General features: G+C 54.3%; 24 protein-coding genes. 17 read left to right on the forward strand and 7 right to left on the reverse strand.

The window, feature by feature from the left end:
- Positions 1-62 precede the first annotated feature (62 nt).
- The 9 genes from ybgI (at position 63) to E1B03_RS08670 (ending at position 6,840) form a co-directional block, all read left to right on the forward strand.
- Positions 63-806, forward strand: a complete 744-nt coding sequence (gene ybgI, locus E1B03_RS08630) for a radiation resistance protein YbgI (protein WP_016152273.1) — start codon at positions 63-65, stop codon at positions 804-806.
- A gap of 15 nt (positions 807-821) precedes the next feature.
- Entirely contained in the window at positions 822-1,478 is a 657-nt protein-coding gene (pxpB, locus tag E1B03_RS08635) for a 5-oxoprolinase subunit PxpB (RefSeq protein ID WP_133086054.1), read from the forward strand.
- A complete protein-coding gene (gene pxpC, locus E1B03_RS08640) occupies positions 1,472-2,404 on the forward strand; it encodes a 5-oxoprolinase subunit PxpC (RefSeq protein WP_103768807.1) in 933 nt (310 codons plus the stop codon). Before pxpB ends, pxpC begins: the two co-directional genes overlap by 7 nt.
- Positions 2,394-3,128 carry a 5-oxoprolinase subunit PxpA gene (gene pxpA, locus E1B03_RS08645; RefSeq protein WP_103768808.1) on the forward strand — a complete coding sequence of 245 codons (735 nt, stop codon included), beginning with the start codon at positions 2,394-2,396 and terminating at the stop codon, positions 3,126-3,128. The genes pxpC and pxpA overlap by 11 nt, the downstream gene beginning before the upstream one ends.
- A gap of 52 nt (positions 3,129-3,180) precedes the next feature.
- Positions 3,181-3,903 carry a DUF969 domain-containing protein gene (locus E1B03_RS08650; RefSeq protein ID WP_075144978.1) on the forward strand — a complete coding sequence of 241 codons (723 nt, stop codon included), beginning with the start codon at positions 3,181-3,183 and terminating at the stop codon, positions 3,901-3,903.
- Positions 3,900-4,895 carry a DUF979 domain-containing protein gene (locus tag E1B03_RS08655; protein ID WP_103768809.1) on the forward strand — a complete coding sequence of 332 codons (996 nt, stop codon included), beginning with the start codon at positions 3,900-3,902 and terminating at the stop codon, positions 4,893-4,895. The genes E1B03_RS08650 and E1B03_RS08655 overlap by 4 nt, the downstream gene beginning before the upstream one ends.
- Before the next feature lie 9 nt (positions 4,896-4,904).
- Positions 4,905-5,549, forward strand: a complete 645-nt coding sequence (gene pcp / locus E1B03_RS08660; RefSeq protein WP_133086055.1) for a pyroglutamyl-peptidase I — start codon at positions 4,905-4,907, stop codon at positions 5,547-5,549.
- A gap of 14 nt (positions 5,550-5,563) precedes the next feature.
- Positions 5,564-6,355 (forward strand): endonuclease VIII, encoded by a 792-nt coding sequence (gene nei / locus E1B03_RS08665; RefSeq protein WP_103768811.1) that lies wholly within the window; start codon positions 5,564-5,566, stop codon positions 6,353-6,355.
- A gap of 68 nt (positions 6,356-6,423) precedes the next feature.
- On the forward strand, positions 6,424-6,840 hold the full coding sequence (locus E1B03_RS08670) for a hypothetical protein (protein WP_133086056.1): 417 nt from the start codon (positions 6,424-6,426) through the stop codon (positions 6,838-6,840).
- 9 nt (positions 6,841-6,849) lie between these two features.
- Here the strand turns inward: E1B03_RS08670 and E1B03_RS08675 are convergent, their stop codons facing one another.
- From E1B03_RS08675 to E1B03_RS26705, 3 genes are all read right to left on the reverse strand, one after another.
- Positions 6,850-7,902, reverse strand: coding sequence for an AbrB family transcriptional regulator (locus E1B03_RS08675; protein WP_133086057.1), 1,053 nt, complete (start codon positions 7,900-7,902; stop codon positions 6,850-6,852).
- Positions 7,903-8,077: 175 nt separating this feature from the next.
- Entirely contained in the window at positions 8,078-9,361 is a 1,284-nt protein-coding gene (locus tag E1B03_RS08680; protein WP_087053009.1) for a citrate synthase, read from the reverse strand.
- 203 nt (positions 9,362-9,564) lie between these two features.
- Complete coding sequence (locus E1B03_RS26705) at positions 9,565-9,621, reverse strand: hypothetical protein (protein ID WP_425456656.1); 57 nt, start codon at positions 9,619-9,621, stop codon at positions 9,565-9,567.
- Positions 9,622-10,058: 437 nt separating this feature from the next.
- Here E1B03_RS26705 and sdhC point away from each other — a divergent pair, with 437 nt between their 5' ends.
- The 8 genes from sdhC to sucD all read left to right on the forward strand — a co-directional run bounded on the left by sdhC (position 10,059) and on the right by sucD (position 19,856).
- The gene (sdhC, locus tag E1B03_RS08685) at positions 10,059-10,463 is read left to right on the forward strand and encodes a succinate dehydrogenase cytochrome b556 subunit (RefSeq protein WP_003831406.1); all 405 of its coding nucleotides are present in this window, start codon (positions 10,059-10,061) and stop codon (positions 10,461-10,463) included.
- On the forward strand, positions 10,457-10,804 hold the full coding sequence (gene sdhD / locus E1B03_RS08690; RefSeq protein ID WP_005122550.1) for a succinate dehydrogenase membrane anchor subunit: 348 nt from the start codon (positions 10,457-10,459) through the stop codon (positions 10,802-10,804). Before sdhC ends, sdhD begins: the two co-directional genes overlap by 7 nt.
- Positions 10,804-12,570 (forward strand): succinate dehydrogenase flavoprotein subunit, encoded by a 1,767-nt coding sequence (gene sdhA, locus E1B03_RS08695; protein WP_103768814.1) that lies wholly within the window; start codon positions 10,804-10,806, stop codon positions 12,568-12,570. The genes sdhD and sdhA overlap by 1 nt, the downstream gene beginning before the upstream one ends.
- A 15-nt stretch (positions 12,571-12,585) precedes the next feature.
- Positions 12,586-13,302 carry a succinate dehydrogenase iron-sulfur subunit SdhB gene (gene sdhB / locus E1B03_RS08700; protein WP_003022921.1) on the forward strand — a complete coding sequence of 239 codons (717 nt, stop codon included), beginning with the start codon at positions 12,586-12,588 and terminating at the stop codon, positions 13,300-13,302.
- Between the two features lie 388 nt (positions 13,303-13,690).
- Complete coding sequence (gene sucA / locus E1B03_RS08705) at positions 13,691-16,492, forward strand: 2-oxoglutarate dehydrogenase E1 component (RefSeq protein ID WP_103768815.1); 2,802 nt, start codon at positions 13,691-13,693, stop codon at positions 16,490-16,492.
- Between the two features lie 14 nt (positions 16,493-16,506).
- Positions 16,507-17,730: a 2-oxoglutarate dehydrogenase complex dihydrolipoyllysine-residue succinyltransferase gene (gene odhB, locus E1B03_RS08710; RefSeq protein WP_043015624.1), complete on the forward strand. Its 1,224-nt coding sequence runs from the start codon at positions 16,507-16,509 to the stop codon at positions 17,728-17,730.
- 90 nt (positions 17,731-17,820) lie between these two features.
- On the forward strand, positions 17,821-18,987 hold the full coding sequence (gene sucC, locus E1B03_RS08715) for an ADP-forming succinate--CoA ligase subunit beta (RefSeq protein ID WP_003022927.1): 1,167 nt from the start codon (positions 17,821-17,823) through the stop codon (positions 18,985-18,987).
- On the forward strand, positions 18,987-19,856 hold the full coding sequence (gene sucD, locus E1B03_RS08720; protein WP_103768817.1) for a succinate--CoA ligase subunit alpha: 870 nt from the start codon (positions 18,987-18,989) through the stop codon (positions 19,854-19,856). Before sucC ends, sucD begins: the two co-directional genes overlap by 1 nt.
- Positions 19,857-19,952: 96 nt before the next feature.
- Here the strand turns inward: sucD and E1B03_RS08725 are convergent, their stop codons facing one another.
- Genes E1B03_RS08725 through E1B03_RS08740 form a run of 4 tightly spaced genes read right to left on the reverse strand, consistent with a single transcriptional unit; the run spans position 19,953 to position 23,208 of the window.
- Positions 19,953-20,606 (reverse strand): aspartate/glutamate racemase family protein, encoded by a 654-nt coding sequence (locus tag E1B03_RS08725; RefSeq protein ID WP_133086058.1) that lies wholly within the window; start codon positions 20,604-20,606, stop codon positions 19,953-19,955.
- Positions 20,603-21,022, reverse strand: a complete 420-nt coding sequence (locus E1B03_RS08730; RefSeq protein ID WP_133086059.1) for a GlcG/HbpS family heme-binding protein — start codon at positions 21,020-21,022, stop codon at positions 20,603-20,605. Before E1B03_RS08730 ends, E1B03_RS08725 begins: the two co-directional genes overlap by 4 nt.
- Before the next feature lie 5 nt (positions 21,023-21,027).
- A complete protein-coding gene (locus E1B03_RS08735) occupies positions 21,028-22,374 on the reverse strand; it encodes a bile acid:sodium symporter family protein (protein WP_133086060.1) in 1,347 nt (448 codons plus the stop codon).
- Positions 22,375-22,395: 21 nt separating this feature from the next.
- The gene (locus tag E1B03_RS08740) at positions 22,396-23,208 is read right to left on the reverse strand and encodes a beta-keto acid cleavage family enzyme (RefSeq protein ID WP_133086061.1); all 813 of its coding nucleotides are present in this window, start codon (positions 23,206-23,208) and stop codon (positions 22,396-22,398) included.
- Positions 23,209-23,228 lie beyond the last annotated feature (20 nt).

Raw genomic sequence — 23,228 nt, forward strand, 5'->3', positions numbered from 1 at the left:
CTATTTTAACCTAAGCTGTGTTGCTGATTAGGCAGGCAGGATTAATGACTACGAGGACGATGATGAAAAACACCGAACTGGAACAACTGATCAACGACAAACTGAACAGCGCCGCCATTAGCGACTATGCGCCGAATGGTTTGCAGGTTGAGGGCAAAGAAACGGTGCATAAAATCGTGACCGGCGTGACCGCAAGTCAGGCGCTGCTGGATGAGGCGGTGCGCCTCCAGGCCGATGCGGTTATCGTTCATCACGGTTATTTCTGGAAAGGCGAATCGCCGGTAATTCGCGGCATGAAGCGCCATCGTCTGAAAACGCTGTTGGAAAACGATATCAACCTGTATGGCTGGCACCTGCCACTGGATGCTCACCCGGAACTGGGGAATAACGCGCAGTTGGCCGCGCTGTTGGGGATTACCGTGATGGGTGAGATCGAACCGCTGGTGCCATGGGGAGAGCTCTCCATGCCGGTTCCGGGGCTGGAACTGGCATCGTGGATTGAAGCGCGTTTGGGCCGTAAACCGTTATGGTGCGGTGATACCGGACCGGAAAAAGTTCAGCGCGTCGCCTGGTGTACAGGTGGCGGTCAAAGTTTTATTGATAGCGCAGCTCGATTTGGCGTCGATGCCTTCATCACTGGTGAAGTCTCAGAGCAAACCATTCACTCAGCCCGTGAGCAGGGGCTGCATTTTTATGCTGCCGGTCACCATGCGACTGAACGCGGCGGCATTCGCGCATTAAGCGAATGGCTGAATGAAAACACCGATTTGGACGTAACGTTTATCGATATTCCTAATCCAGCGTAATAAAGAGGGACGAAAGTGCAGCGAGCGCGTTGTTATCTGTTAGGTGAAACGGCAGTGGTTCTTGAGCTGGAACCCCCCATTACGCTGGCGACTCAGAAACGCATCTGGCGTCTGGCCCAGCGTCTGGTTGATGCCCCGAATGTGCTTGAAGCTATTCCGGGCATGAACAATATCACGGTGACCTTGCGCGACCCGCAAACGCTGGCGCTGGATGCGATTGAGCGCCTGCAGCGCTGGTGGGAAGAGAGTGAAGCGCTTGAGCCGGAATCGCGCTTTATTGAAATTCCCGTTACCTATGGCGGTGAGTTTGGCCCCGATCTGGCAGAGGTCGCCCGGCACAGTGGATTAAGCAACAAGCAGGTTGTCGAACTTCATGCGTCGGTTGATTACGTGGTGTGGTTTATCGGTTTTCAGCCGGGCTTTCCCTATCTCGGGAGCTTACCGGAACAACTCCATACTCCAAGACGAGCGGAACCGCGCCTGCTTGTTCCGGCTGGTTCTGTCGGTATTGGCGGATCCCAAACGGGCGTTTATCCGCTTTCCACGCCTGGCGGATGGCAACTGATTGGCCGTACCTCCGTTGCGTTATTTGAGCCAATACGGGAGGAACCGATTCTGTTACGGGCTGGCGATACCGTGCGTTTTATCCCACAGAAGGAGGGGATATGTTAAATATCATTCGTGCGGGCATGTACACCTCAGTACAGGACGGGGGACGCCATAGTTTTCGTCAATCTGGAATCAGTCACTGTGGCGCACTGGATAAACCGGCGCTGAACGTTGCTAACCTGCTGGTGGGTAATGATGCGAATGCCGCTGCGCTGGAAATCACTTTGGGGCAGCTGGTGGTGGAATTTGAAACCGATGGCTGGTTTGCCCTGACCGGCGCGGGATGCGAAGCGCATCTGGATCGTACACCCGTGTGGAGCGGATGGCGGCTACCGGTGAAAGCCGGGCAGCGCCTGACGCTAAAACGCCCGCATCACGGTATGCGTAGCTACCTGGCGGTTGCGGGCGGCTTTGATGTCCCCGAAGTCATGGGCTCGCGCAGTACCGATCTCAAAGTGGGTATTGGTGGGCTGGATGGGCGTTTGCTGCGTGATGGCGATCGGCTGGCTATTGGCGCATCTACCCGGCAATTCAGCGGACCGCAGGGTGTAAAACAGCTGATGTGGGGTAATCATATTCGGGCGCTACCCGGACCTGAATATCAGGAGTTTGACGAGGTATCGCAGGCTTCTTTCTGGCGCTCGCCGTGGCAGCTTAGTCCGCAAAGCAACCGTATGGGGTATCGTCTGCAGGGGCAGCCGCTGACGCGCACGACCGATCGTGAGCTGCTGTCACATGGTTTGCTTCCCGGCGTGGTGCAGGTTCCGCACAATGGTCAGCCGATCGTGCTGATGAACGATGCACAGACGACGGGTGGCTATCCGCGTATCGCCTGTATCATCGAAGCGGATATGTATCATTTGGCGCAGATCCCGCTCGGCCAGCCGATTCATTTTGTGCAGTGTTCGCTGGAGGAAGCGCTTAAGGCGCGCCACGAACGGCAGCGTTACCTGGAACAATTAACATGGCGACTTAACAATGAAAATTGATCTCAATGCGGACCTCGGTGAGGGATGCGCTAACGATGAGGCGTTGCTGCAGCTGGTGTCTTCAGCCAACATCGCCTGTGGGTTTCACGCCGGTGATGCGCAGACCATGCTCTTAAGCGTGCGCGAGGCGCTAAAAAATGGCGTGGCGATAGGCGCGCATCCGAGCTTTCCGGATCGGGAAAATTTTGGTCGTAGCGCCATGACCCTGCCTGCACAAACGGTGTATGCGCAGACGCTGTATCAAATTGGTGCGCTGGCCGCCATCACGCGGGCGGAAGGCGGTGTAATGCGTCATGTCAAACCGCACGGCATGCTCTATAACCAGGCAGCGAAAGATCCTCAGTTGGCTGATGCGATTGCGAAAGCGGTTCATGCCTGCGATCCGTCGCTGGTTCTGGTAGGACTGGCGGGAAGTGAACTGATTCGCGCCGCTGAACACTATGGCCTGGTTACCCGTCAGGAGGTTTTTGCCGATCGGGGTTATCAGGCCGATGGCAGTCTGGTGCCGCGTAACCAGCCGGGTGCACTGATTGAGGATGAAGAGCAGGCGCTGGCACAAACGTTAGAGATGGTGCAATCCGGCAGAGTGAAAAGCCAGAGTGGAACATGGGCGAGCGTGACGGCCCAGACGGTATGCATTCATGGGGATGGCGAGCACGCACTCGCTTTTGCCCGTCGCTTGCGTAGCGCCTTTAATGCATGCAACATTCAAATTGGTGCATGATTTTTTAATATAAAACAATAAGATATTACACAACAACATAAGGGACTTAATTATGGGAGAGGCTATTTCTCTCTGGCCATTGACGGGTATCGCCGTCATTGTGGTCGGATTTCTTTTACGTTTTAACCCGGTATTGGTGGTCATTATTGCCGGGATCGTCACCGGACTGGCGGCGCATATGCCGGTAGCCACCATCCTTGAGAAGCTGGGGGAAGGTTTTCTTAACACCCGCAACCTGCCGTTTATCCTGCTGATCCCGCTGGCGGTTATTGGTCTGCTGGAACGTCACGGACTCAAAGAGCGCGCCCAGGCGTGGATTGCAAAAATCCGCAGCGCCACCAGCGGTCGTCTGCTTATTGTCTATCTGTTCATTCGTGAAGCGACCGCCGCGTTAGGGCTGACCAGTCTGGGGGGACATCCACAGATGGTGCGCCCGCTGCTGGCGCCGATGGCGGAAGGGGCCGCTGAAAAAAATCATGGCGAAATACCGGGTGCGGTACGCTATCGCCTGCGCGCAATGTCAGCGGCGACCGATAACGTGGGGCTGTTTTTCGGGGAAGATATCTTTGTTGCTTTCGGTGCCATCATATTCATGCACAACTTTATGCTGGAGTCTGGTGGGATCCAGACCGAACCGCTGCATATCGCCCTGTGGGGGATCCCCACGGCAATTTGTGCATTCCTGATCCACGGCACGCGTCTGTGGCGTCTGGATAGCTATTTGCAGCGTGAGGTGGCGAAAGCGAATGCCGCAGCGAAAGGGGAAGCGAAATGAATTTTCAACAAAGCTATCTCTACTGGCTGGCGGGCGCGGTATTACTGATTGTGGCGCTGATGTCCTGGCAGGACAAAGCGAACCCGCGTCGCTTCACCACAGGCCTGTTCTGGGGCATATACGGCGTATTGTTTCTGCTTGGCGACTGGACATATTCGCTATTTGGCGACAAACGTACGGTACATATCGCGGTCGGCATTGCGGTGGTTGTCCTGGCGCTGATCGCCGGGTTTGGCGGTGTGAAGCTGGGAAGCTACCATCAACGCACCCAACAACAGCGCGAAGAAAGTGCCAGTCGTCTGGGCAACCGCCTGTTTTTCCCGGCGCTGGCGATCCCGGTGGTAACGGTTATTGGCGTGCTGATGTTCAACCATATTCCAGGCTTACAGGATGCGCTGTTTGGGCCGGGGAATCACGCCACGCTGGTGACGCTCTTTTCTATGACCGCTGGGTCATTGATTGGTCTGGCGATGGCGATAAAAATGACCCATGAGCGGGTGCATCAACCTATCCAGGAGGCGCGCCGTTTGCTGGACTCCATCGGCTGGGCATTCATTCTGCCACAGATTCTGGCCACGCTCGGGCTGTTGTTTACGGCGGCGGGCGTGGGCAGCGGCATTTCATATCTGACGCAGGAGTATCTGGCTGTGGATAGCCGTTTCATCGCGGTGGCAGTGTACACCATCGGTATGGCACTGCTGACCATGGTGATGGGCAATGCGTTTGCTGCTTTCCCGATTGTGACCGCTGGGATTGGTATTCCGATCCTCGTACTGCAACACGGCGGTAATCCGGCGGTAATGGCGGCGATTGGTATGTTCTCCGGCTATTGCGGGACGCTGATGACGCCGATGGCGGCGAACTTTAACATTGTCCCTGCTGCGCTGCTGGAACTGCCGGATAAAAACGCGGTGATTAAAGCGCAGGTGCCAACCGGCATATTGCTGTTGTTGGTCAACGTGTTCCTGATGTATTTCCTGATGTTCTTGTAAGGTGACAGGATGAAAACAGTACTCATCACGGGATTTGAACCCTTTGGCGGGGAGTCAGTTAACCCTTCCTGGGAAGTGGTCTCGGGCCTCGACAATGCTATTATCGGCGGATGCCGCGTCGTTGCCCGCCAGTTGCCATGTGTCTTTGGCGAGTCTCTTGCCGTACTCAATGGCGCAATTGACGCGCTGTCGCCTTCACTGGTGCTGGCGGTGGGGCAGGCGGGTGGTCGCACTGATATCACCGTGGAGCGCGTAGCGATCAACGTTGACGATGCGCGTATTGCGGATAACCAAGGTCAACAGCCGGTAGATGTGCCGATCGTCGCTGATGGTCCGGCGGCATGGTTTAGCACGCTGCCGATCAAAGCGATGGTTGTTGCCATACGCAACGCGGGAATTCCGGCCTCGGTTTCCCAGACCGCGGGCACCTTTGTGTGTAACCACGTGATGTATGGTCTGCTGCATAAACTACGCGACGTGCCAGCGGTGAAGGGCGGCTTTATTCATATCCCATATTTGCCGCAACAGGCTGCACAGCATCCCGGAGCGCCAAGTATGGCGGCGGAAACAGTCCGTCGGGCGCTGGAAGTCGCGATTGCTACCGCCTTGCAGGTAGAAAGCGACATCGCAGTGACGGGCGGCGCAACACATTAACAAAGGACAGTATTATGCCTGAAGGCCCGGAGATCCGCCGCGCGGCGGATAACCTGGAGGCGGCAGTCAAAGGCAAACCTCTGACGGATGTTTGGTTTGCTTTTGAGCAGTTAAAACCGTATCAATCTCAACTGATTGGGCAGAGTGTTACCCAGCTTGAAACGCGAGGCAAAGCGCTGCTGACTCATTTTTCTAATGGTCTGACGCTGTACAGTCATAATCAGCTCTATGGCGTGTGGCGAGTCGTGGATACCGGCGAAATCCCGCAGACTTCGCGGGTTCTGCGCGTCAGACTGCAAACACACGATAAAACCATCCTGCTCTATAGCGCGTCTGATATCGAAATGCTGACGCCTGAGCAGCTTACCACCCATCCGTTCCTGCAACGGGTTGGGCCGGATGTACTGGATTTACGCTTAACGCCCGATGAGGTTAAAGCGCGTCTGTTATCTCCGCGTTTCCGCAATCGCCAGTTTTCTGGTCTGCTGTTGGACCAGGCGTTTCTGGCGGGATTAGGTAACTACCTGCGGGTAGAGATCCTCTGGCTGGTAGGGTTGACCGGGCAGCATAAAGCGTCGCAGCTTAGTGATGAACAGTTAGATGCGCTGTCGCATGCGTTGCTTGATATTCCGCGTCTGTCCTATAATACCCGCGGGCTGGTAGATGAGAACAAACACCACGGCGCGCTGTTTCGCTTTAAGGTCTTTCATCGGGACGGCGAAGCCTGCGAGCGCTGTGGCGGGACAATCGAGAAAACGACGCTCTCTTCGCGCCCTTTTTACTGGTGTCCGGGATGTCAGAAATAACATAACATGGCGCTGTTCCAGCGCTCTGTATCACCGAAAACTCTCAAGGAAATGAGCAGGAGCGACATATGGATTTTAGCCGCTTAAGTTTTACCGCTTTACTTGTCGTTGCAGCCAGCACCTTTCCCTTATTGGCGACGGCCACTGTGCCGATAACCCCCAAATGTGAATCCGGGCCGAGAGATATGGAATATATTTATGAACACGGTGCCATAACCCGTTGTTTTTATTCCAACCTCTCCCTTACTCAAGCGTATCAGGCACACAGAAAAGCGAGGTCTGACAGCAACAATCTGGCGTCTATGTTAATTCCGGGCAAGGACCTGAAGATAGAAAATCTCGGAGATACGGAGATGGTGGAATATGTCTGGAAAGGTAATAACGACCTGCATATCACACAGAATTTTCCGGGGGGCATAACGGAGTTTATGTTTGTAGCGGATAAGACGGGCACAAACGTGACGGAAATTGCGCACCCGGATTAAAGCGTTACATTAAGATGACTGCATTTTTCTCGGCGCGTGCACCGAAATAAACCGCGCCACCGCCGGGCCGGTTAATAAAATGCTGAACAGCCGCAGGGTTTGCATCGCCATGATCAGCGCCATATCGGCGTGACTCCCTGCGGCAATCACCGCAACAGAATCCACCCCACCGGGACTGGTCGCCAGATAGGCAGTGAGAAAGTCAATCTGCATGTAATGCGCCAGTCCCCAGGCCATGGCGGCGCAGATCGCCATCAATGTAAAAATAGACAACAGGATCTGCGGCAGAGGTCGTAATGCCATTAAAAAGATCTGCTTGTCAAAGCCAAGACCGATTTGCCAACCGATGGCCATATAGGCTATCGCCAGCAGCCATTCCGGCAGTTCAATTACCATTGCACCGCTTGCATTCAGTAAGGCTCCTGCCAGCATCGGCAGCAACATTACGCCAGAGGGAATGCGCAGTAAGCGCCCGGCCACGCCGGCAACGGCGGCCAGCGCCAGGGTGCTGAACAAATTTCCGCTCAGCGGTGGAAACCAGACGATTTGCTCACTGATCACCTGCGCCTGGTCACCCATCACCAGTCGGGTGACCAGCGCCGCCGCGCCGACCACCAACAGTACGCGCAGATACTGCATAAACGCCACCAGCCGGATATCGGCACCATAATCCTGGGCCATCGCGACCATTGCCGCCGCGCCGCCAGGTGACGAGCCCCATGCACCGGTGTTCCCCGGTAGATTACTGTAGCGTACCAGCAGACAGCCGATTACCGCGCTGCTGATAAGGGTTGCCAGCAGGATAACAATCACCATCGGCCAGTGTGCCGCAAGGGTTGTGAAGATTGAACCGGTCAGATTTTGCGCAATCATGCAGCCGAGAATCGCCTGCGCGCCAAGAAATGTGCAGCGGGGAGGGTGCAGCGAAATGCCGCGCATACTGAAGATGATGCCAACGATCATCGAACCGAGCAGCAAGGGTCCTGGAAGATGAATAAACAGAAAGAGCAGAGAAAGCAGAAGCGATAGCAGAAACAACAGGCTCCACTGCAAAACAGGCATCCCATGCTCCTGAGTGAAATGATGGAAATCTCAGTAAATCATAGAGAAAGCGTGGTGAGAATAAAATAATGCGGATCAAGAAAAAACAGGTCGGATTCTGGCTTCAATGCCTTATCCGACCCAGGAGAGTTAATGGCTGAAAGCCGGGTAGGCGCTAGCGCCATCCGGCAGACAATTAACGCTTAATTGCAGACTTAAAATCGCGCTTGTCGTAGCCGGTATACAGCTGACGAGGACGGGCGATTTTCATGCCGTCGGTGTGCATTTCATTCCAGTGTGCAATCCAGCCAACGGTACGCGCCATGGCGAAGATAACGGTGAACATGGAGGACGGAATGCCCATCGCTTTCAGGATGATGCCGGAGTAGAAGTCTACGTTCGGGTAGAGTTTCTTCTCGATGAAGTACGGGTCGTTGAGCGCAATGTGCTCAAGTTCCATCGCCACTTCCAGCAGATCGTCTTTGGTGCCCAGTTCTTTCAGTACTTCATGGCAGGTTTCACGCATGACGGTAGCGCGCGGGTCATAGTTTTTATAAACACGGTGACCAAAGCCCATCAGGCGGAAGGAATCATTTTTGTCTTTCGCGCGGCGAACAAATTCCGGAATGTGTTTAACCGAGCTGATTTCTTCCAGCATTTTCAGTGCAGCTTCGTTTGCGCCGCCGTGTGCCGGTCCCCACAGGGAAGCAATACCAGCCGCGATGCAGGCAAACGGGTTCGCGCCAGAAGAACCTGCGGTACGTACGGTAGAGGTCGAGGCGTTCTGTTCGTGGTCAGCGTGCAGGATCAGGATACGGTCCATGGCGCGTTCCAGGATTGGATTGACTTCGTATTTTTCGCACGGCGTGGAGAACATCATGTTCAGGAAGTTACCGGCGTAAGAGAGGTCATTACGCGGGTACACGAACGGTTGTCCGATGGAATATTTGTAGCACATCGCTGCCATGGTCGGCATTTTGGACAGCAGACGGAAGGCGGCGATTTCACGGTGACGGGGATTATTCACATCCAGCGAGTCGTGATAGAACGCAGCCAGCGCCCCGGTAACACCGCACATAACGGCCATCGGGTGAGAGTCGCGGCGGAAACCGTGGAACAGACGGGTGATCTGCTCGTGGATCATGGTATGGCGAGTGACTGTGGTTTTGAACTCGTCGTACTCTTCCTGCGTTGGTTTTTCGCCGTACAGCAGGATGTAACACACTTCCAGATAGTTGGACTCGGTCGCCAGCTGGTCAATCGGGAAGCCGCGATGCAGCAAAATACCTTCGTCACCATCGATGAAAGTAATTTTGGATTCGCAGGATGCGGTAGAGGTGAAACCTGGGTCAAAAGTAAACATCCCTTTTGAGCCAAGGCTACGAATATCAATAACATCTTGACCGAGCGTACCTTTCAGCACATCCAGTTCAATAGCAGCGTCACCATTTAGAGTGAGTTTTGCTTTAGTATCAGCCATTTATGGTCTCCTTAGCGCCTTATTGCTTAAGACTGCCGGAACTCAAATTTGCCTTCGTACATCAATAAACCGTTACCAGTTTGTTATTTGGCTCGCCGCTCTGCGAAAGAGGGGATGACCTGGGTACAGAGCTATGGGCGCTTGCAGGTAAAACGGTCTTTTCATGGCGAATAAACTGCAAATCAAGAACTTAGCAATCCGAATTATTTAACCTGTCTATCACTAATAACTGTCCTGAAGGTATTGGTCAATACTTCCACACTCTTACATAACTAAATCTCCGGTGAAAGAGTGACCCCATAACTTTTACGCATTATATGCTTTTTCTGGTGTCGTTTGTAACAACTTTGTTTAATGATTGTCAAATCAGATGATTAAAAATTAAAATAATGTTGTTATCGTGACCTATGTCACTGTTCGGGATAAAACCCGACAAACTATATGTAGGTTAATTGTAATGATTTTGTGAACGTCCTATACTGCCGCCAGGTCTCCGGAATACCCTGCAATCCCGAGCCAACCAGCGTTGTAACGTGTCGTTTTAGCATCTGGAAGCAGTGTTTTATATGACGCGTAGTTATAGTAAGGACGCTGTCTGACCCGCACGCAGACCGGAGGAAGGAAATCCCGTCGTCTTTCAGGCTACAGGTGTCTTCATCTTCTGTACCCGAAGTCCAAAGGGAATAATAAGAACAGCATGTGGGCGTTATTCATGATAAGAAATGTGAAAAAACAAAGACCTGTCAATCTGGATCTACAAACGATCCGGTTCCCAATCACGGCGATAGCGTCCATTCTCCATCGCGTATCCGGAGTGATCACCTTCGTGGCGGTCGGGATTCTGTTGTGGTTATTGGGTACCAGCCTTTCCTCCCCTGAAGGTTTCCTCACTGCGTCATCCATTATGAATAACTTCTTTGTGGAGTTAATTCTGTGGGGGATCCTGATTGCGCTGGCATATCACGCCGTAATGGGCATTCGCCATCTGTTGATGGATTTTGGCTATATCGAAGAAACCCTCGAAGCAGGGACACGCTCCGCCAAAATTTGTTTCGTTATCATTGTCGTGCTTTCACTTCTCGCAGGAGTCCTCGTATGGTAAGCAACGCCTCCGCATTAGGACGCAACGGCGTACATGACTTCATTCTGGTCCGTGCTACCGCTATCGTTCTGACGTTATACATCATCTATATGGTCGGCTTCTTCGCCACCAGCGGCGAGCTGACGTTTGAAGTCTGGACCGGTTTCTTCTCATCGGCATTCACCAAAGTCTTCACCCTGCTGGCACTTTTCTCCATCTTAATTCATGCCTGGATCGGCATGTGGCAGGTGTTGACCGACTACGTTAAACCTCTGGCTGTGCGCCTGATTCTGCAACTGGCTATCGTCGTTGCGCTGGTGGTTTACGTCATTTATGGATTTGTTGTGGTGTGGGGTGTGTAATGAAACTGCCAGTCAGAGAATTTGATGCTGTTGTGATTGGTGCCGGCGGCGCAGGTATGCGCGCGGCGCTGCAAATTTCCCAGAGCGGTCAGACCTGTGCGCTGCTCTCCAAAGTGTTCCCAACCCGTTCCCATACCGTATCCGCGCAAGGTGGCATCACCGTTGCGCTCGGTAATACCCATGAAGATAACTGGGAATGGCATATGTACGACACCGTTAAAGGGTCGGACTACATTGGTGACCAGGACGCTATTGAATATATGTGTAAAACCGGTCCGGAAGCGATTCTGGAGCTGGACCACATGGGGCTGCCGTTCTCTCGCCTCGACAATGGCACAATTTATCAACGTCCGTTTGGCGGCCAGTCGAAGAACTTCGGCGGCGAGCAGGCGGCACGTACCGCGGCAGCGGCAGACCGTACCGGTCATGCGCTGTTGCATACGCTGTATCAGCAGAACCTGAAAAACCATACCACTATCTTCTCCGAGTGGTATGCGCTGGACCTGGTGAAAAATGCTGATGGCGCGATTGTCGGTTGTACCGCGCTGTGTATCGAAACCGGTGAAGTGGTTTACTTCAAAGCCCGCGCAACCGTGCTGGCGACCGGCGGCGCTGGCCGTATTTATCAGTCCACCACCAATGCCCACATCAACACCGGTGACGGCGTGGGTATGGCTATCCGCGCTGGCGTGCCGGTGCAGGATATGGAGATGTGGCAGTTTCACCCAACCGGCATCGCCGGCGCAGGCGTTCTGGTAACAGAAGGCTGTCGTGGTGAAGGCGGTTACTTGCTGAACAAACACGGCGAGCGCTTCATGGAGCGTTATGCCCCGAATGCGAAAGACCTGGCGGGTCGTGACGTGGTGGCGCGTTCCATCATGATCGAAATTCGTGAAGGTCGCGGCTGCGACGGCCCGTGGGGTCCGCATGCCAAACTGAAACTCGACCACCTGGGTAAAGAAGTACTGGAATCCCGTCTGCCGGGCATTCTCGAACTGTCTCGTACCTTTGCTCACGTTGACCCGGTCAAAGAGCCGATTCCGGTTATCCCAACCTGCCACTATATGATGGGCGGTATTCCGACCAAAGTAACCGGTCAGGCGTTGACCGTGAATGAGCAGGGCGAAGATGTGGTGATCCCTGGCCTGTTTGCCGTCGGCGAAATCGCCTGCGTGTCGGTTCACGGCGCTAACCGTCTGGGCGGCAACTCGCTGCTGGATCTGGTGGTATTTGGTCGTGCTGTCGGCCTGCATCTGCAGGAATCTATCGCTGAGCAGGGTGACCTGCTGGATGCAACCGAAGATGAAATCGAGGCTTCTCTGGCGCGTCTGAATCGCTGGAACGGTAACCGCAACGGTGAAGACCCGGTGGCCATTCGCAAAGCGCTGCAGGAATGTATGCAGCACAACTTCTCGGTATTCCGCGAAGGCGATGCGATGGCGAAAGGTCTGGAAGAGCTGAAAGCGATTCGCGAACGCCTGAAAAATGCCCGTCTGGACGATACCTCCAGCGAATTCAACACCCAGCGCGTGGAGTGTCTGGAGTTGGATAACCTGATGGAGACCGCGTACGCCACTGCAGTATCTGCAAACTTCCGTACCGAAAGCCGTGGCGCGCATAGCCGCTTCGACTTCCCGGAACGTGATGATGAAAACTGGCTGTGCCATTCCCTGTATCTGCCAGAGTCGGAATCCATGACGCGACGTCAAGTCAATATGGAACCGAAGCTGCGCCCGGCATTCCCGCCGAAAATTCGTACTTATTAATGCGGAGACAGGACAATGAAACTCGAGTTTTCAGTTTATCGCTATAACCCGGATGTTGACGATGCTCCGCGCATGCAGGATTACACCCTGGAGGCGGAAGAAGGGCGCGACATGATGCTGCTGGATGCGTTGATGCAGCTGAAAGAAAAAGATCCGTCGCTGTCGTTTCGTCGCTCCTGCCGTGAAGGGGTCTGCGGCTCCGACGGTCTGAACATGAACGGCAAAAATGGACTGGCCTGTATCACACCTATTTCTGCGCTGAATCAGCCGGGCAAGAAAATTGTCATTCGCCCGTTGCCGGGTTTACCGGTTGTGCGCGATTTGGTGGTAGACATGGGACAATTCTACGCACAGTATGAGAAGATTAAGCCTTACTTGTTGAATAATGGGAAAAATCCGCCGGCTCGTGAGCATTTACAAATGCCCGAGCAGCGTGAGAAGCTCGATGGGCTGTATGAATGTATTTTGTGTGCATGCTGCTCAACGTCCTGCCCATCATTCTGGTGGAACCCGGACAAGTTTATTGGACCGGCAGGCCTGCTGGCCGCGTATCGTTTCTTAATTGATAGCCGCGATACCGAGACCGACAGCCGCCTGGAAGGTTTAAGTGACGCTTTCAGCGTATTCCGCTGTCACAGCATCATGAACTGCGTCAGCGTATGTCCTAAGGGACTAAACCCGACGCGCGCTATCGGCCACATCAAGTCGATGTTGCTCAAGCGTAGCGCGTAAGTAGTTGTTGCCGGATGGCGACGTAAACGTCTTATCCGGCCTACAGGTACAATCCCGTAGGCCTGATAAGTGAAGCGCCATCAGGCAATATAAGTGCAGGAAACCTCTAAAAACTGCCACATTATTAGACAGTTTTTAAAGGTTCCTTAGCGGACGCAGATGACACGACAGTCCGCAACAAGTGAACCCCGGCACGCACATCGGTGTGCGTGGTAGTATCCACGGCGAAATACTCGTCATAGATCACGTTGCATGTGCGTTGGCTGCACTTGCTCACCCCGGTCACTTACTGGATGTAAGTTCCCAGGGATTCGCAAGCTTGCCGCCTTCCTGAAACGTGACCTATTTAGAGTATTAAATAAGCAGAAAAGATGCTTAAGGGATCACGATGCAGAACAGCGCTTTGAAAGCCTGGTTGGACTCTTCTTACCTCTCTGGTTCTAACCAGAGCTGGATAGAACAGCTCTATGAAGACTTCTTAACCGACCCTGACTCGGTAGATGCTAACTGGCGTTCGACGTTCCAGCAGTTACCTGGTACCGGAGTCAAACCGGATCAACTCCACTCAAAAACACGTGATTATTTCCGTCGACAGGCGTTGATTACCCCACGTTACTCTTCTTCTATTTCCGACCCCGATGCCAATGTGAAGCAGGTTAAAGTCCTGCAGCTCATTAACGCCTACCGATTCCGCGGCCATCAGCATGCGAATCTCGATCCGCTGGGACTGTGGCAGCAAGAAAATGTGGCCGATCTGGATCCTTCCTTCCACGATCTGACCGATGCGGATTTCCAGGAAAGCTTTAACGTAGGTTCTTTTGCTGGCGGCAAAGACACGATGAAGCTGAGCGATCTGGTTGTCGCGCTGAAACAAACCTACTGCGGCCCGATTGGCGCCGAGTATATGCACATCACCAGCACCGAAGAAAAACGCTGGCTTCAGCAGCGTATTGAGTCTGGCCGTGCCGCGTTCAGTAGCGAAGAGAAAAAACGCTTCCTGAGCGAACTGACTGCTGCAGAAGGCCTGGAACGCTACCTGGGCGCGAAGTTCCCGGGCGCGAAACGCTTCTCGCTGGAAGGCGGTGATGCGTTAATCCCTATGCTCAAAGAGATGATCCGCCACGCCGGTAACAGCGGCACCCGTGAAGTGGTGCTGGGCATGGCGCACCGTGGTCGTCTGAACGTTCTGGTTAACGTACTGGGTAAACGACCTCAGGAACTGTTCGACGAATTTGCAGGCAAACATAAAGAACATCTCGGCACCGGTGACGTGAAGTACCACATGGGCTTCTCATCGGATATCGAAACCGAAGGCGGCCTGGTACACCTGGCGCTGGCGTTTAACCCATCGCACCTGGAAATCGTTAGCCCGGTGGTTATCGGTTCCGTACGCGCACGTCTGGACAGGCTGGACGAGCCGAGCAGCAATAAAGTGCTGCCGATTACCATTCACGGTGATGCGGCAGTCACCGGGCAGGGCGTGGTTCAGGAAACCCTGAACATGTCGAAAGCGCGTGGTTACGAAGTGGGCGGTACCGTTCGCATCGTCATCAACAACCAGGTGGGCTTCACCACCTCTAACCCGCTGGATGCGCGTTCTACGCCGTACTGCACCGACATCGGTAAGATGGTTCAGGCGCCGATTTTCCACGTGAACGCGGATGATCCGGAAGCGGTCGCTTTCGTGACGCGTCTGGCGCTGGATTTCCGTAATACCTTTAAACGCGATGTCTTCATCGATCTGGTGTGCTATCGCCGTCACGGCCACAACGAAGCCGACGAGCCGAGCGCAACCCAGCCGCTGATGTATCAGAAAATCAAAAAGCATCCGACCCCGCGTAAAATCTATGCTGACAAGCTGGAAAGCGACAAAGTCGCCACGCTGGAAGATGCGACCGAAATGGTCAATCTGTACCGTGACGCGCTGGATGCAGGCGAGTGCGTGGTGAAAGAGTGGCGTCCAATGAACATGCACTCCTTCACGTGGTCGCCGTACCTCAACCACGAGTGGGACGAAAGCTACCCGAACAAGGTTGAGATGAAGCGTCTGCAGGAGCTGGCAAAACGCATCAGCACCGTGCCTGAAGCCGTTGAAATGCAGTCGCGCGTTGCCAAAATTTACGGTGACCGTCAGGCCATGGCCGCAGGCGAGAAGCTGTTCGACTGGGGTGGCGCAGAGAATCTGGCTTACGCCACGCTGGTTGACGAAGGCATTCCGGTTCGTCTGTCGGGTGAAGACTCCGGTCGCGGAACCTTCTTCCACCGTCACGCGGTGATTCATAACCAGGCGAACGGTTCAACCTACACGCCGCTGCAGCATGTGCATAACGGGCAGGGCACGTTCCGCGTCTGGGACTCCGTACTGTCTGAAGAAGCCGTGCTGGCGTTCGAGTACGGTTATGCCACGGCAGAACCGCGTACGCTGACCATCTGGGAAGCGCAGTTCGGCGACTTCGCCAACGGTGCGCAGGTGGTTATCGACCAGTTCATCTCTTCCGGTGAGCAGAAATGGGGCCGTATGTGCGGTCTGGTTATGCTGCTGCCGCACGGCTATGAAGGTCAGGGTCCGGAGCACTCTTCCGCGCGTCTGGAACGTTATCTGCAACTTTGCGCTGAGCAAAACATGCAGGTGTGCGTCCCGTCTACCCCGGCACAGGTCTACCACATGCTGCGTCGTCAGGCGCTGCGCGGTATGCGCCGTCCGCTGGTGGTGATGTCACCGAAGTCGCTGCTGCGTCATCCGCTGGCGGTGTCTACGCTGGACGAACTGGCAAATGGCACCTTCCTGCCGGCCATTGGCGAAGTCGATGAACTTGATCCTAAAGGCGTGAAGCGTGTCGTGATGTGTTCTGGTAAGGTTTATTACGACCTGCTGGAGCAACGCCGCAAGAATGACCAAAAAGATGTCGCCATTGTGCGCATCGAACAGCTCTATCCGTTCCCGCATAAAGCGGTGCAGGAAGCGCTGAAACCGTTTGCTCACGTACATGATTTTGTCTGGTGCCAGGAAGAGCCGCTCAACCAGGGCGCATGGTACTGCAGCCAGCATCATTTCCGTGAAGTAATTCCATTTGGGTCAGCTCTGCGTTATGCAGGTCGCCCGGCCTCTGCCTCTCCGGCAGTAGGATATATGTCCGTTCACCAGAAGCAGCAACAAGATCTGGTTAATGACGCGCTGAACGTCGATTAAATAAAGGATAAATAATGAGTAGCGTAGATATTCTTGTTCCCGACCTGCCTGAATCCGTAGCGGATGCAACGGTTGCAACCTGGCACAAAAAACCGGGCGATGCAGTACGTCGTGATGAAGTACTGGTAGAAATCGAAACTGACAAAGTGGTACTGGAAGTACCGGCATCAGCGGACGGTATTCTTGATGCGGTTCTGGAAGATGAAGGGACTACCGTCACTTCTCGCCAGATCCTCGGTCGCCTGCGTGAAGGCAACAGCACCGGTAAAGAGACCAGTGCCAAGTCTGAAGAGAAAGATTCTACTCCGGCACAGCGCCAGCAGGCGTCTCTTGCTGAGCAGAATAACGATGCTCTGAGCCCGGCGATCCGTCGCCTGCTGGGTGAGCATAATCTCGAAGCCAGCGCTATCAACGGCACCGGCGTCGGTGGCCGTATCACGCGTGAAGATGTTGAAAAACATCTGGCCAAAGCGCCGGCTGCGAAAGCAGAAGCTAAAGCACCGGCTGCAGCACCAGCCGCACAGCCTGCGCTGGGCGCTCGTGGTGAAAAACGTGTGCCGATGACCCGTCTGCGCAAACGCGTAGCCGAGCGTCTGCTGGAAGCGAAAAACTCCACCGCCATGCTGACCACGTTCAACGAAGTCAACATGAAGCCAATCATGGATCTGCGTAAGCAGTACGGTGACGCGTTCGAGAAACGCCACGGTATCCGTCTGGGCTTTATGTCTTTCTACGTGAAAGCGGTTGTTGAAGCGCTGAAACGCTACCCGGAAGTGAACGCGTCCATCGACGGCGATGACGTGGTTTACCACAACTACTTTGATGTCAGCATGGCGGTCTCCACGCCGCGTGGCCTGGTCACGCCGGTACTGCGTGATGTGGATCTGCTGGGTATGGCTGACATCGAGAAAAATATTAAAGAACTGGCAGTTAAAGGTCGCGACGGCAAGCTGACGGTTGAAGATCTGACGGGCGGTAACTTCACCATCACTAACGGTGGCGTGTTCGGTTCCCTGATGTCTACGCCGATCATCAATCCGCCGCAGAGCGCCATCCTGGGTATGCATGCCATCAAAGATCGTCCGATGGCGGTAGACGGTAAGGTTGAAATCCTGCCGATGATGTATCTGGCGCTGTCTTATGACCACCGTCTGATCGATGGTCGTGAGTCAGTAGGCTTCCTGGTAACCATTAAAGAGTTGCTGGAAGATCCAACGCGTCTGCTGCTGGACGTGTAGTTAATAAGAGTATCACCTGCCCCGTAGGTCTGGACGCTTATCAGGCCTACGGGTAAAAGATAACGATTACCTGAAGGATGGACAGAACACATGAACTTACATGAATATCAGGCAAAACAACTTTTTGCCCGCTATGGCTTACCGGCACCGGTGGGTTATGCCTGTACTACTCCGCGTGAAGCCGAAGAAGCTGCATCTAAAATCGGCGCAGGCCCGTGGGTAGTGAAATGTCAGGTTCACGCTGGTGGCCGTGGTAAAGCGGGCGGTGTGAAGGTTGTAAACAGCAAAGAAGACATTCGTGCTTTTGCTGAGCACTGGCTGGGTAAACGTCTGGTTACTTATCAGACAGACGCCCATGGTCAACCGGTAAATCAGATCCTGGTTGAAGCTGCGACCGACATTGGCAAAGAACTTTACCTTGGTGCAGTTGTTGACCGTAGTTCCCGTCGCGTGGTTTTCATGGCCTCTACCGAAGGCGGTGTGGAAATCGAAAAAGTGGCGGAAGAAACCCCGCACCTGATCCACAAAGTGGCGCTCGATCCGCTGGCAGGCCCGATGCCTTATCAGGGGCGTGAGCTGGCGTTCAAACTGGGCCTGGAAGGTAAACAGGTTCAGCAGTTCACCAAGATCTTCATGGGTCTGGCGACTATCTTCCTGGAGCGCGATCTGGCGCTGATCGAAATCAACCCGCTGGTCGTGACCAAGCAGGGTGACCTGATCTGCCTCGACGGCAAACTGGGCGCTGACGGCAACGCGCTGTTCCGCCAGGCTGACCTGCGTGAAATGCGCGACCAGTCTCAGGAAGATCCACGTGAAGCGCAGGCTGCACAGTGGGAACTGAACTACGTCGCACTGGACGGCAACATCGGCTGCATGGTTAACGGTGCGGGCCTGGCAATGGGCACCATGGACATCGTTAAGCTACACGGTGGCGAACCGGCTAACTTCCTCGACGTGGGCGGCGGTGCGACCAAAGAGCGTGTAACCGAAGCGTTCAAAATTATTCTCTCTGACGATAATGTTAAAGCCGTACTGGTTAACATCTTCGGCGGTATCGTACGTTGCGACCTGATTGCTGATGGTATCATCGGCGCGGTAGCAGAAGTGGGCGTTAACGTTCCGGTCGTGGTACGTCTGGAAGGCAACAACGCCGAACTCGGCGCGAAAAAACTGGCTGATAGCGGCCTGAATATTATTGCAGCGAAAAGTCTGACGGATGCAGCTCAGCAGGTTGTTGCCGCAGTGGAGGGGAAATAATGTCAGTTTTAATTAATAAAGATACCAAGGTTATCTGCCAGGGCTTTACCGGTAGCCAGGGGACATTCCACTCTGAACAAGCGATTGCTTACGGTACACAAATGGTGGGCGGTGTTACGCCTGGCAAAGGCGGCACCACACACCTGGGTCTGCCGGTGTTCAACACCGTGCGTGAAGCGGTAGAAGCGACCGGCGCAACCGCCAGCGTTATCTACGTGCCGGCTCCGTTCTGCAAAGACTCCATCCTGGAGGCTGTCGACGCAGGCATCAAACTGATCATCACCATTACCGAAGGTATCCCGACGCTGGATATGCTGACCGTGAAGGTGAAACTGGATGAAGCTGGCGTACGCATGATCGGCCCGAACTGCCCAGGCGTTATCACCCCAGGCGAATGCAAAATCGGCATCATGCCGGGCCACATTCACAAGCCGGGTAAAGTGGGTATCGTTTCCCGTTCCGGTACGCTGACCTATGAAGCGGTTAAGCAGACCACCGACTACGGCTTCGGCCAGTCTACCTGTGTGGGCATCGGCGGCGACCCGATCCCTGGCTCAAACTTCATCGATATCCTGAAGCTGTTCCAGGAGGATCCGCAGACTGAAGCGATCGTCATGATCGGTGAGATCGGCGGTAGCGCGGAAGAAGAAGCGGCGGCGTACATTAAAGATCATGTGACCAAGCCGGTTGTGGGTTACATCGCGGGTGTGACTGCGCCGAAAGGTAAACGTATGGGTCACGCTGGTGCGATCATCGCAGGTGGTAAAGGTACGGCGGATGAGAAATTCGCTGCGCTGGAAGCCGCAGGCGTGAAAACTGTTCGTAGCCTGGCCGATATCGGCGAAGCGCTGAAAACCGTTATTAAGTAAGAACTAAAAAAAACAGCCCTGACTCTCTGCATAGTCAAGGGCTGGTCCCATTTCGACATGGTTGGCCATCTGATGATGGCCTTTTTTTTCGGTAATTTAGCTTTCCGCCAGCGCCTTCAGCCAGCGTATACCGCTTTCCGGTGAGGTCATTACCGGTACCGGCGGGGCAGGGAGCTGCTGTAACACCCGCGCCATCGAGGCCTGCGCCAGCATCACGACATCCGCCTGACTAAAGGCGCTCTGTAATCCTTCACTGACGATACGGTCATGAGTATCCATATCTCCCGCTAACAGCGCATGGAAGGCTTCTTCCATTAATATCGGCGTGATAGTGCGCTGCTGACCGCTCTGTTGGACTTTGCGCTGCACGTAATCCAGCGTCGGCTTCAGCGTGGTGGCGACGGTAGCCAGCACGGCGATCCGCTCGCCTTTTTCAATCGCCTCTTCCACCATCGCGCAGTCAATGCGCGCGAGCTGGAGTGGGGTCATAAACTGGCATTGTTCCACTGCAGTACCAATTGAGGAACAGGCGGTAATAAAAATATCGCAGTCCGCCTTTTCAGCAATATGCACATAGTCGGCGATACGAGCAGCAATATCTGGCGTCACGCCCTGGGCCTTCATTACCTGCTTGATCATGGATTCTTCAACCAGGTGCATAAATTCCACGTCCGGCATAATGTCGGCGATCAGTTGTTGCATCATCGCAAGCGTGGCTGCACTGGTATGCAGCATGGCGACTTTTTTCATTGGGCAATCTCCTTGAGTAACGTTTCCGCGACGGCCAGCGCCGCATCATGATCTTCCTGTGCGGATAAACCGCCTACCGCGACGGCTCCGAGGCATTTCCCCTGGTGCAGAATCGGGATCCCGCCCGGCAGCGCTGTAAAACGCGGGTCGGCAAAATAGCCAATATCCAGTTGCTCTTTCTGCAGACGCTGTAAAAATGCCTGCGTGGTGCAGCCCAGGCGGCTACTGGTGCGCGCTTTACGCTGGGTTAACTCGATGGTTAACAGTTTGGCGTTTTCCATCCGCGCAAAGCTAAGCAGTTCTCCATTGGTATCGCATACGGCCACGCTTAATGGGCGATTTGCGTAATATGTTTCGGCGAGCTCTAGCGCACAGGTTACGGCGCGCAGGGCGTGTCCCAGAGTGAGAGTTGTCATCGTGATTATCCTTTCGACAGATTTTCGCAAGCGGGTTGAACGGGATCTTTGGCTGCAGCTGCCTGAGCCTGTCTGGCGTCTTTTTTGCGCCAGTAGTTGGCGAGTAGCGAGCCGCTAACGTTGCCCAGCGGTGTCATCACCGCTGATGCGAGGCCAACAGTTGCCAGTTTGCCCATCGCCGCGGCAAGCCCGGACGCCATACCGCCGTTTTGCAGTCCGACTTCAAAGGCCACGGTACGGGCAGACTGCACGTCCATGCGGAAGATCCAGCGGCTCATCAGATAGCCAATCAGGAAACCACCGAGGTTGTGCATCAACATGGCGAAGCAGAGCAGGAAGCCGACCTGTACCAGGTTGTCGCGTCCGGCTGCGGCTGCGGTGGTGGTAAAGAAAATGATCCCCATCATTGAGATGGTTGGCATGACCTTCTTCACGCCCGCCACGCGGCCATACAGCCAGTTGTAGAACAATGCCCAGACGAGACCGCCTGCCACGAAGTTGAGGACTACCGCGTACATCTGCGCTTCGGCGCTGGCGTGACCAAACAGCGCGTCCCAGCCGCCGGCAATCATATACAGCAGCCAAAGTGCGCCGATCCCGGCAAGCACCTGGACAACACGGCGACCGCGCAAGCCTGCATAGGTTTTCAGATAGTCATGCAGAATTGCCGCGCCGATGGGAATTAATACGATTTTAACCACGTCCATCACCATCGCGGTGAGCTGGATATCGATCATCGAACCCGCCAGCAGATTAACCCACAGTGGCGTCATCACCGTTGCCGCCAGCGTTGAGACGGCGGCGATTGACACCGCCAGCGCGAGGTTGGCGTTGGCGATGTAAACCATCACCGTCGACGAGAGACCGCTGGGGCAAGCGCCAATCAATAAAATGCCTACCGCGACTTCAGGCGGAAAATTGAATACCAGAGTGATGGTCAGACCGAGCAGGGGCATTATCACGAAATGGCAGAAGGTACCGATAAACACGGCCCACGGCATTTTGGCGACATCAATAAAATCCTGGATCGTTAGCTTAGTGCCCATGCTGAACATGGTGGCCTGAATCACGAGGAACACGATCCATTTATGGGTGATATTGAAACCGCCCCAGACGATCAGATCCGTAGACCAGGTCATGGCGGCAACAAAACCGGCGATGATCCACAGCGTAAACTGATAGCTGCGTAAACCAGGCCAGTAGCCTGCACCGGCGGCGAATCCGGCGGTGAACATCACCAGCCCCGGCTGCCACAGGGACGCGGACTGGATGAGTGCGCCGATAATCGCCAGCGCCGCGCCCGCAACGCTGACGCCGAGTCCGGTTTTGTGAATAACAGTGGTCATAGTCATGTTGAAATGTCCTTGCTGTTGTTATTGCTGCCGGGGAGGAATAGATAACATGCGCCGCGCAATTTCCGGTGTGGCGACTTTTTTATCCATACTCTGAATGAGCGTAGCGAGTTTGGCGACCTGCTGATAATTATGCTGCGCTTTTTCTTCGATGCTTAAATAATAACTATCTTCAAAGCCGATTCGCACTTCACTGGCCCCCATAGCGACGGCAGCAGCGATAATATCGAAATTCTTTCTGCCAAAATGGGTAATTCCCCATAAGGCGTCACGTGGGATCATGCTACGCAGAGCAATTAATGCGTCAACGGTAGCAGGCGTACTGCCGCGGTGACCGAGAACGATATTAAAGAGCATGGGTTTTTGAAATTTTATTTCATCTTCAAACGTCAGAATGTTATTAATCATGCCGATTTCAAAAACTTCAAACTCTGGAATAATATGGCGTTCGGTTATTTGCCGGGAACAATATTCCACATCCGGAGCGGGATTAAAGTACACCGCATCACCAAGGTTGACGGAACCGACGTTCAGCGAAGCCATTTCCACGCCGGGGCAGTCCAGTGGCGCGCAGCGTTCGGCGATGGACATTGAAGATACGCCGCCGGTAGAAGCCTGAATAATCAGGTCCGAATGGCGCATTACGCGGTCGATGGTTGCCTGAAAGTCGGTAGTATCTGGTGTCAGGCGTCCCTGTTTATCGCGAACGTGTAAATGCACGATGGACGCGCCATGTTCTACGCTGGCGAGTATTTCCTGCGCCAGTTCTTCGGGTATAACTCTGGGGCAATCCGCGGCAACAGGTGCCAGCGAAATAATAACAGTATCCGACATTTTTTCCTCCGGTACAGAGA

The organism is Citrobacter arsenatis (genome assembly GCF_004353845.1).
Taxonomy (GTDB): domain Bacteria; phylum Pseudomonadota; class Gammaproteobacteria; order Enterobacterales; family Enterobacteriaceae; genus Citrobacter; species Citrobacter arsenatis.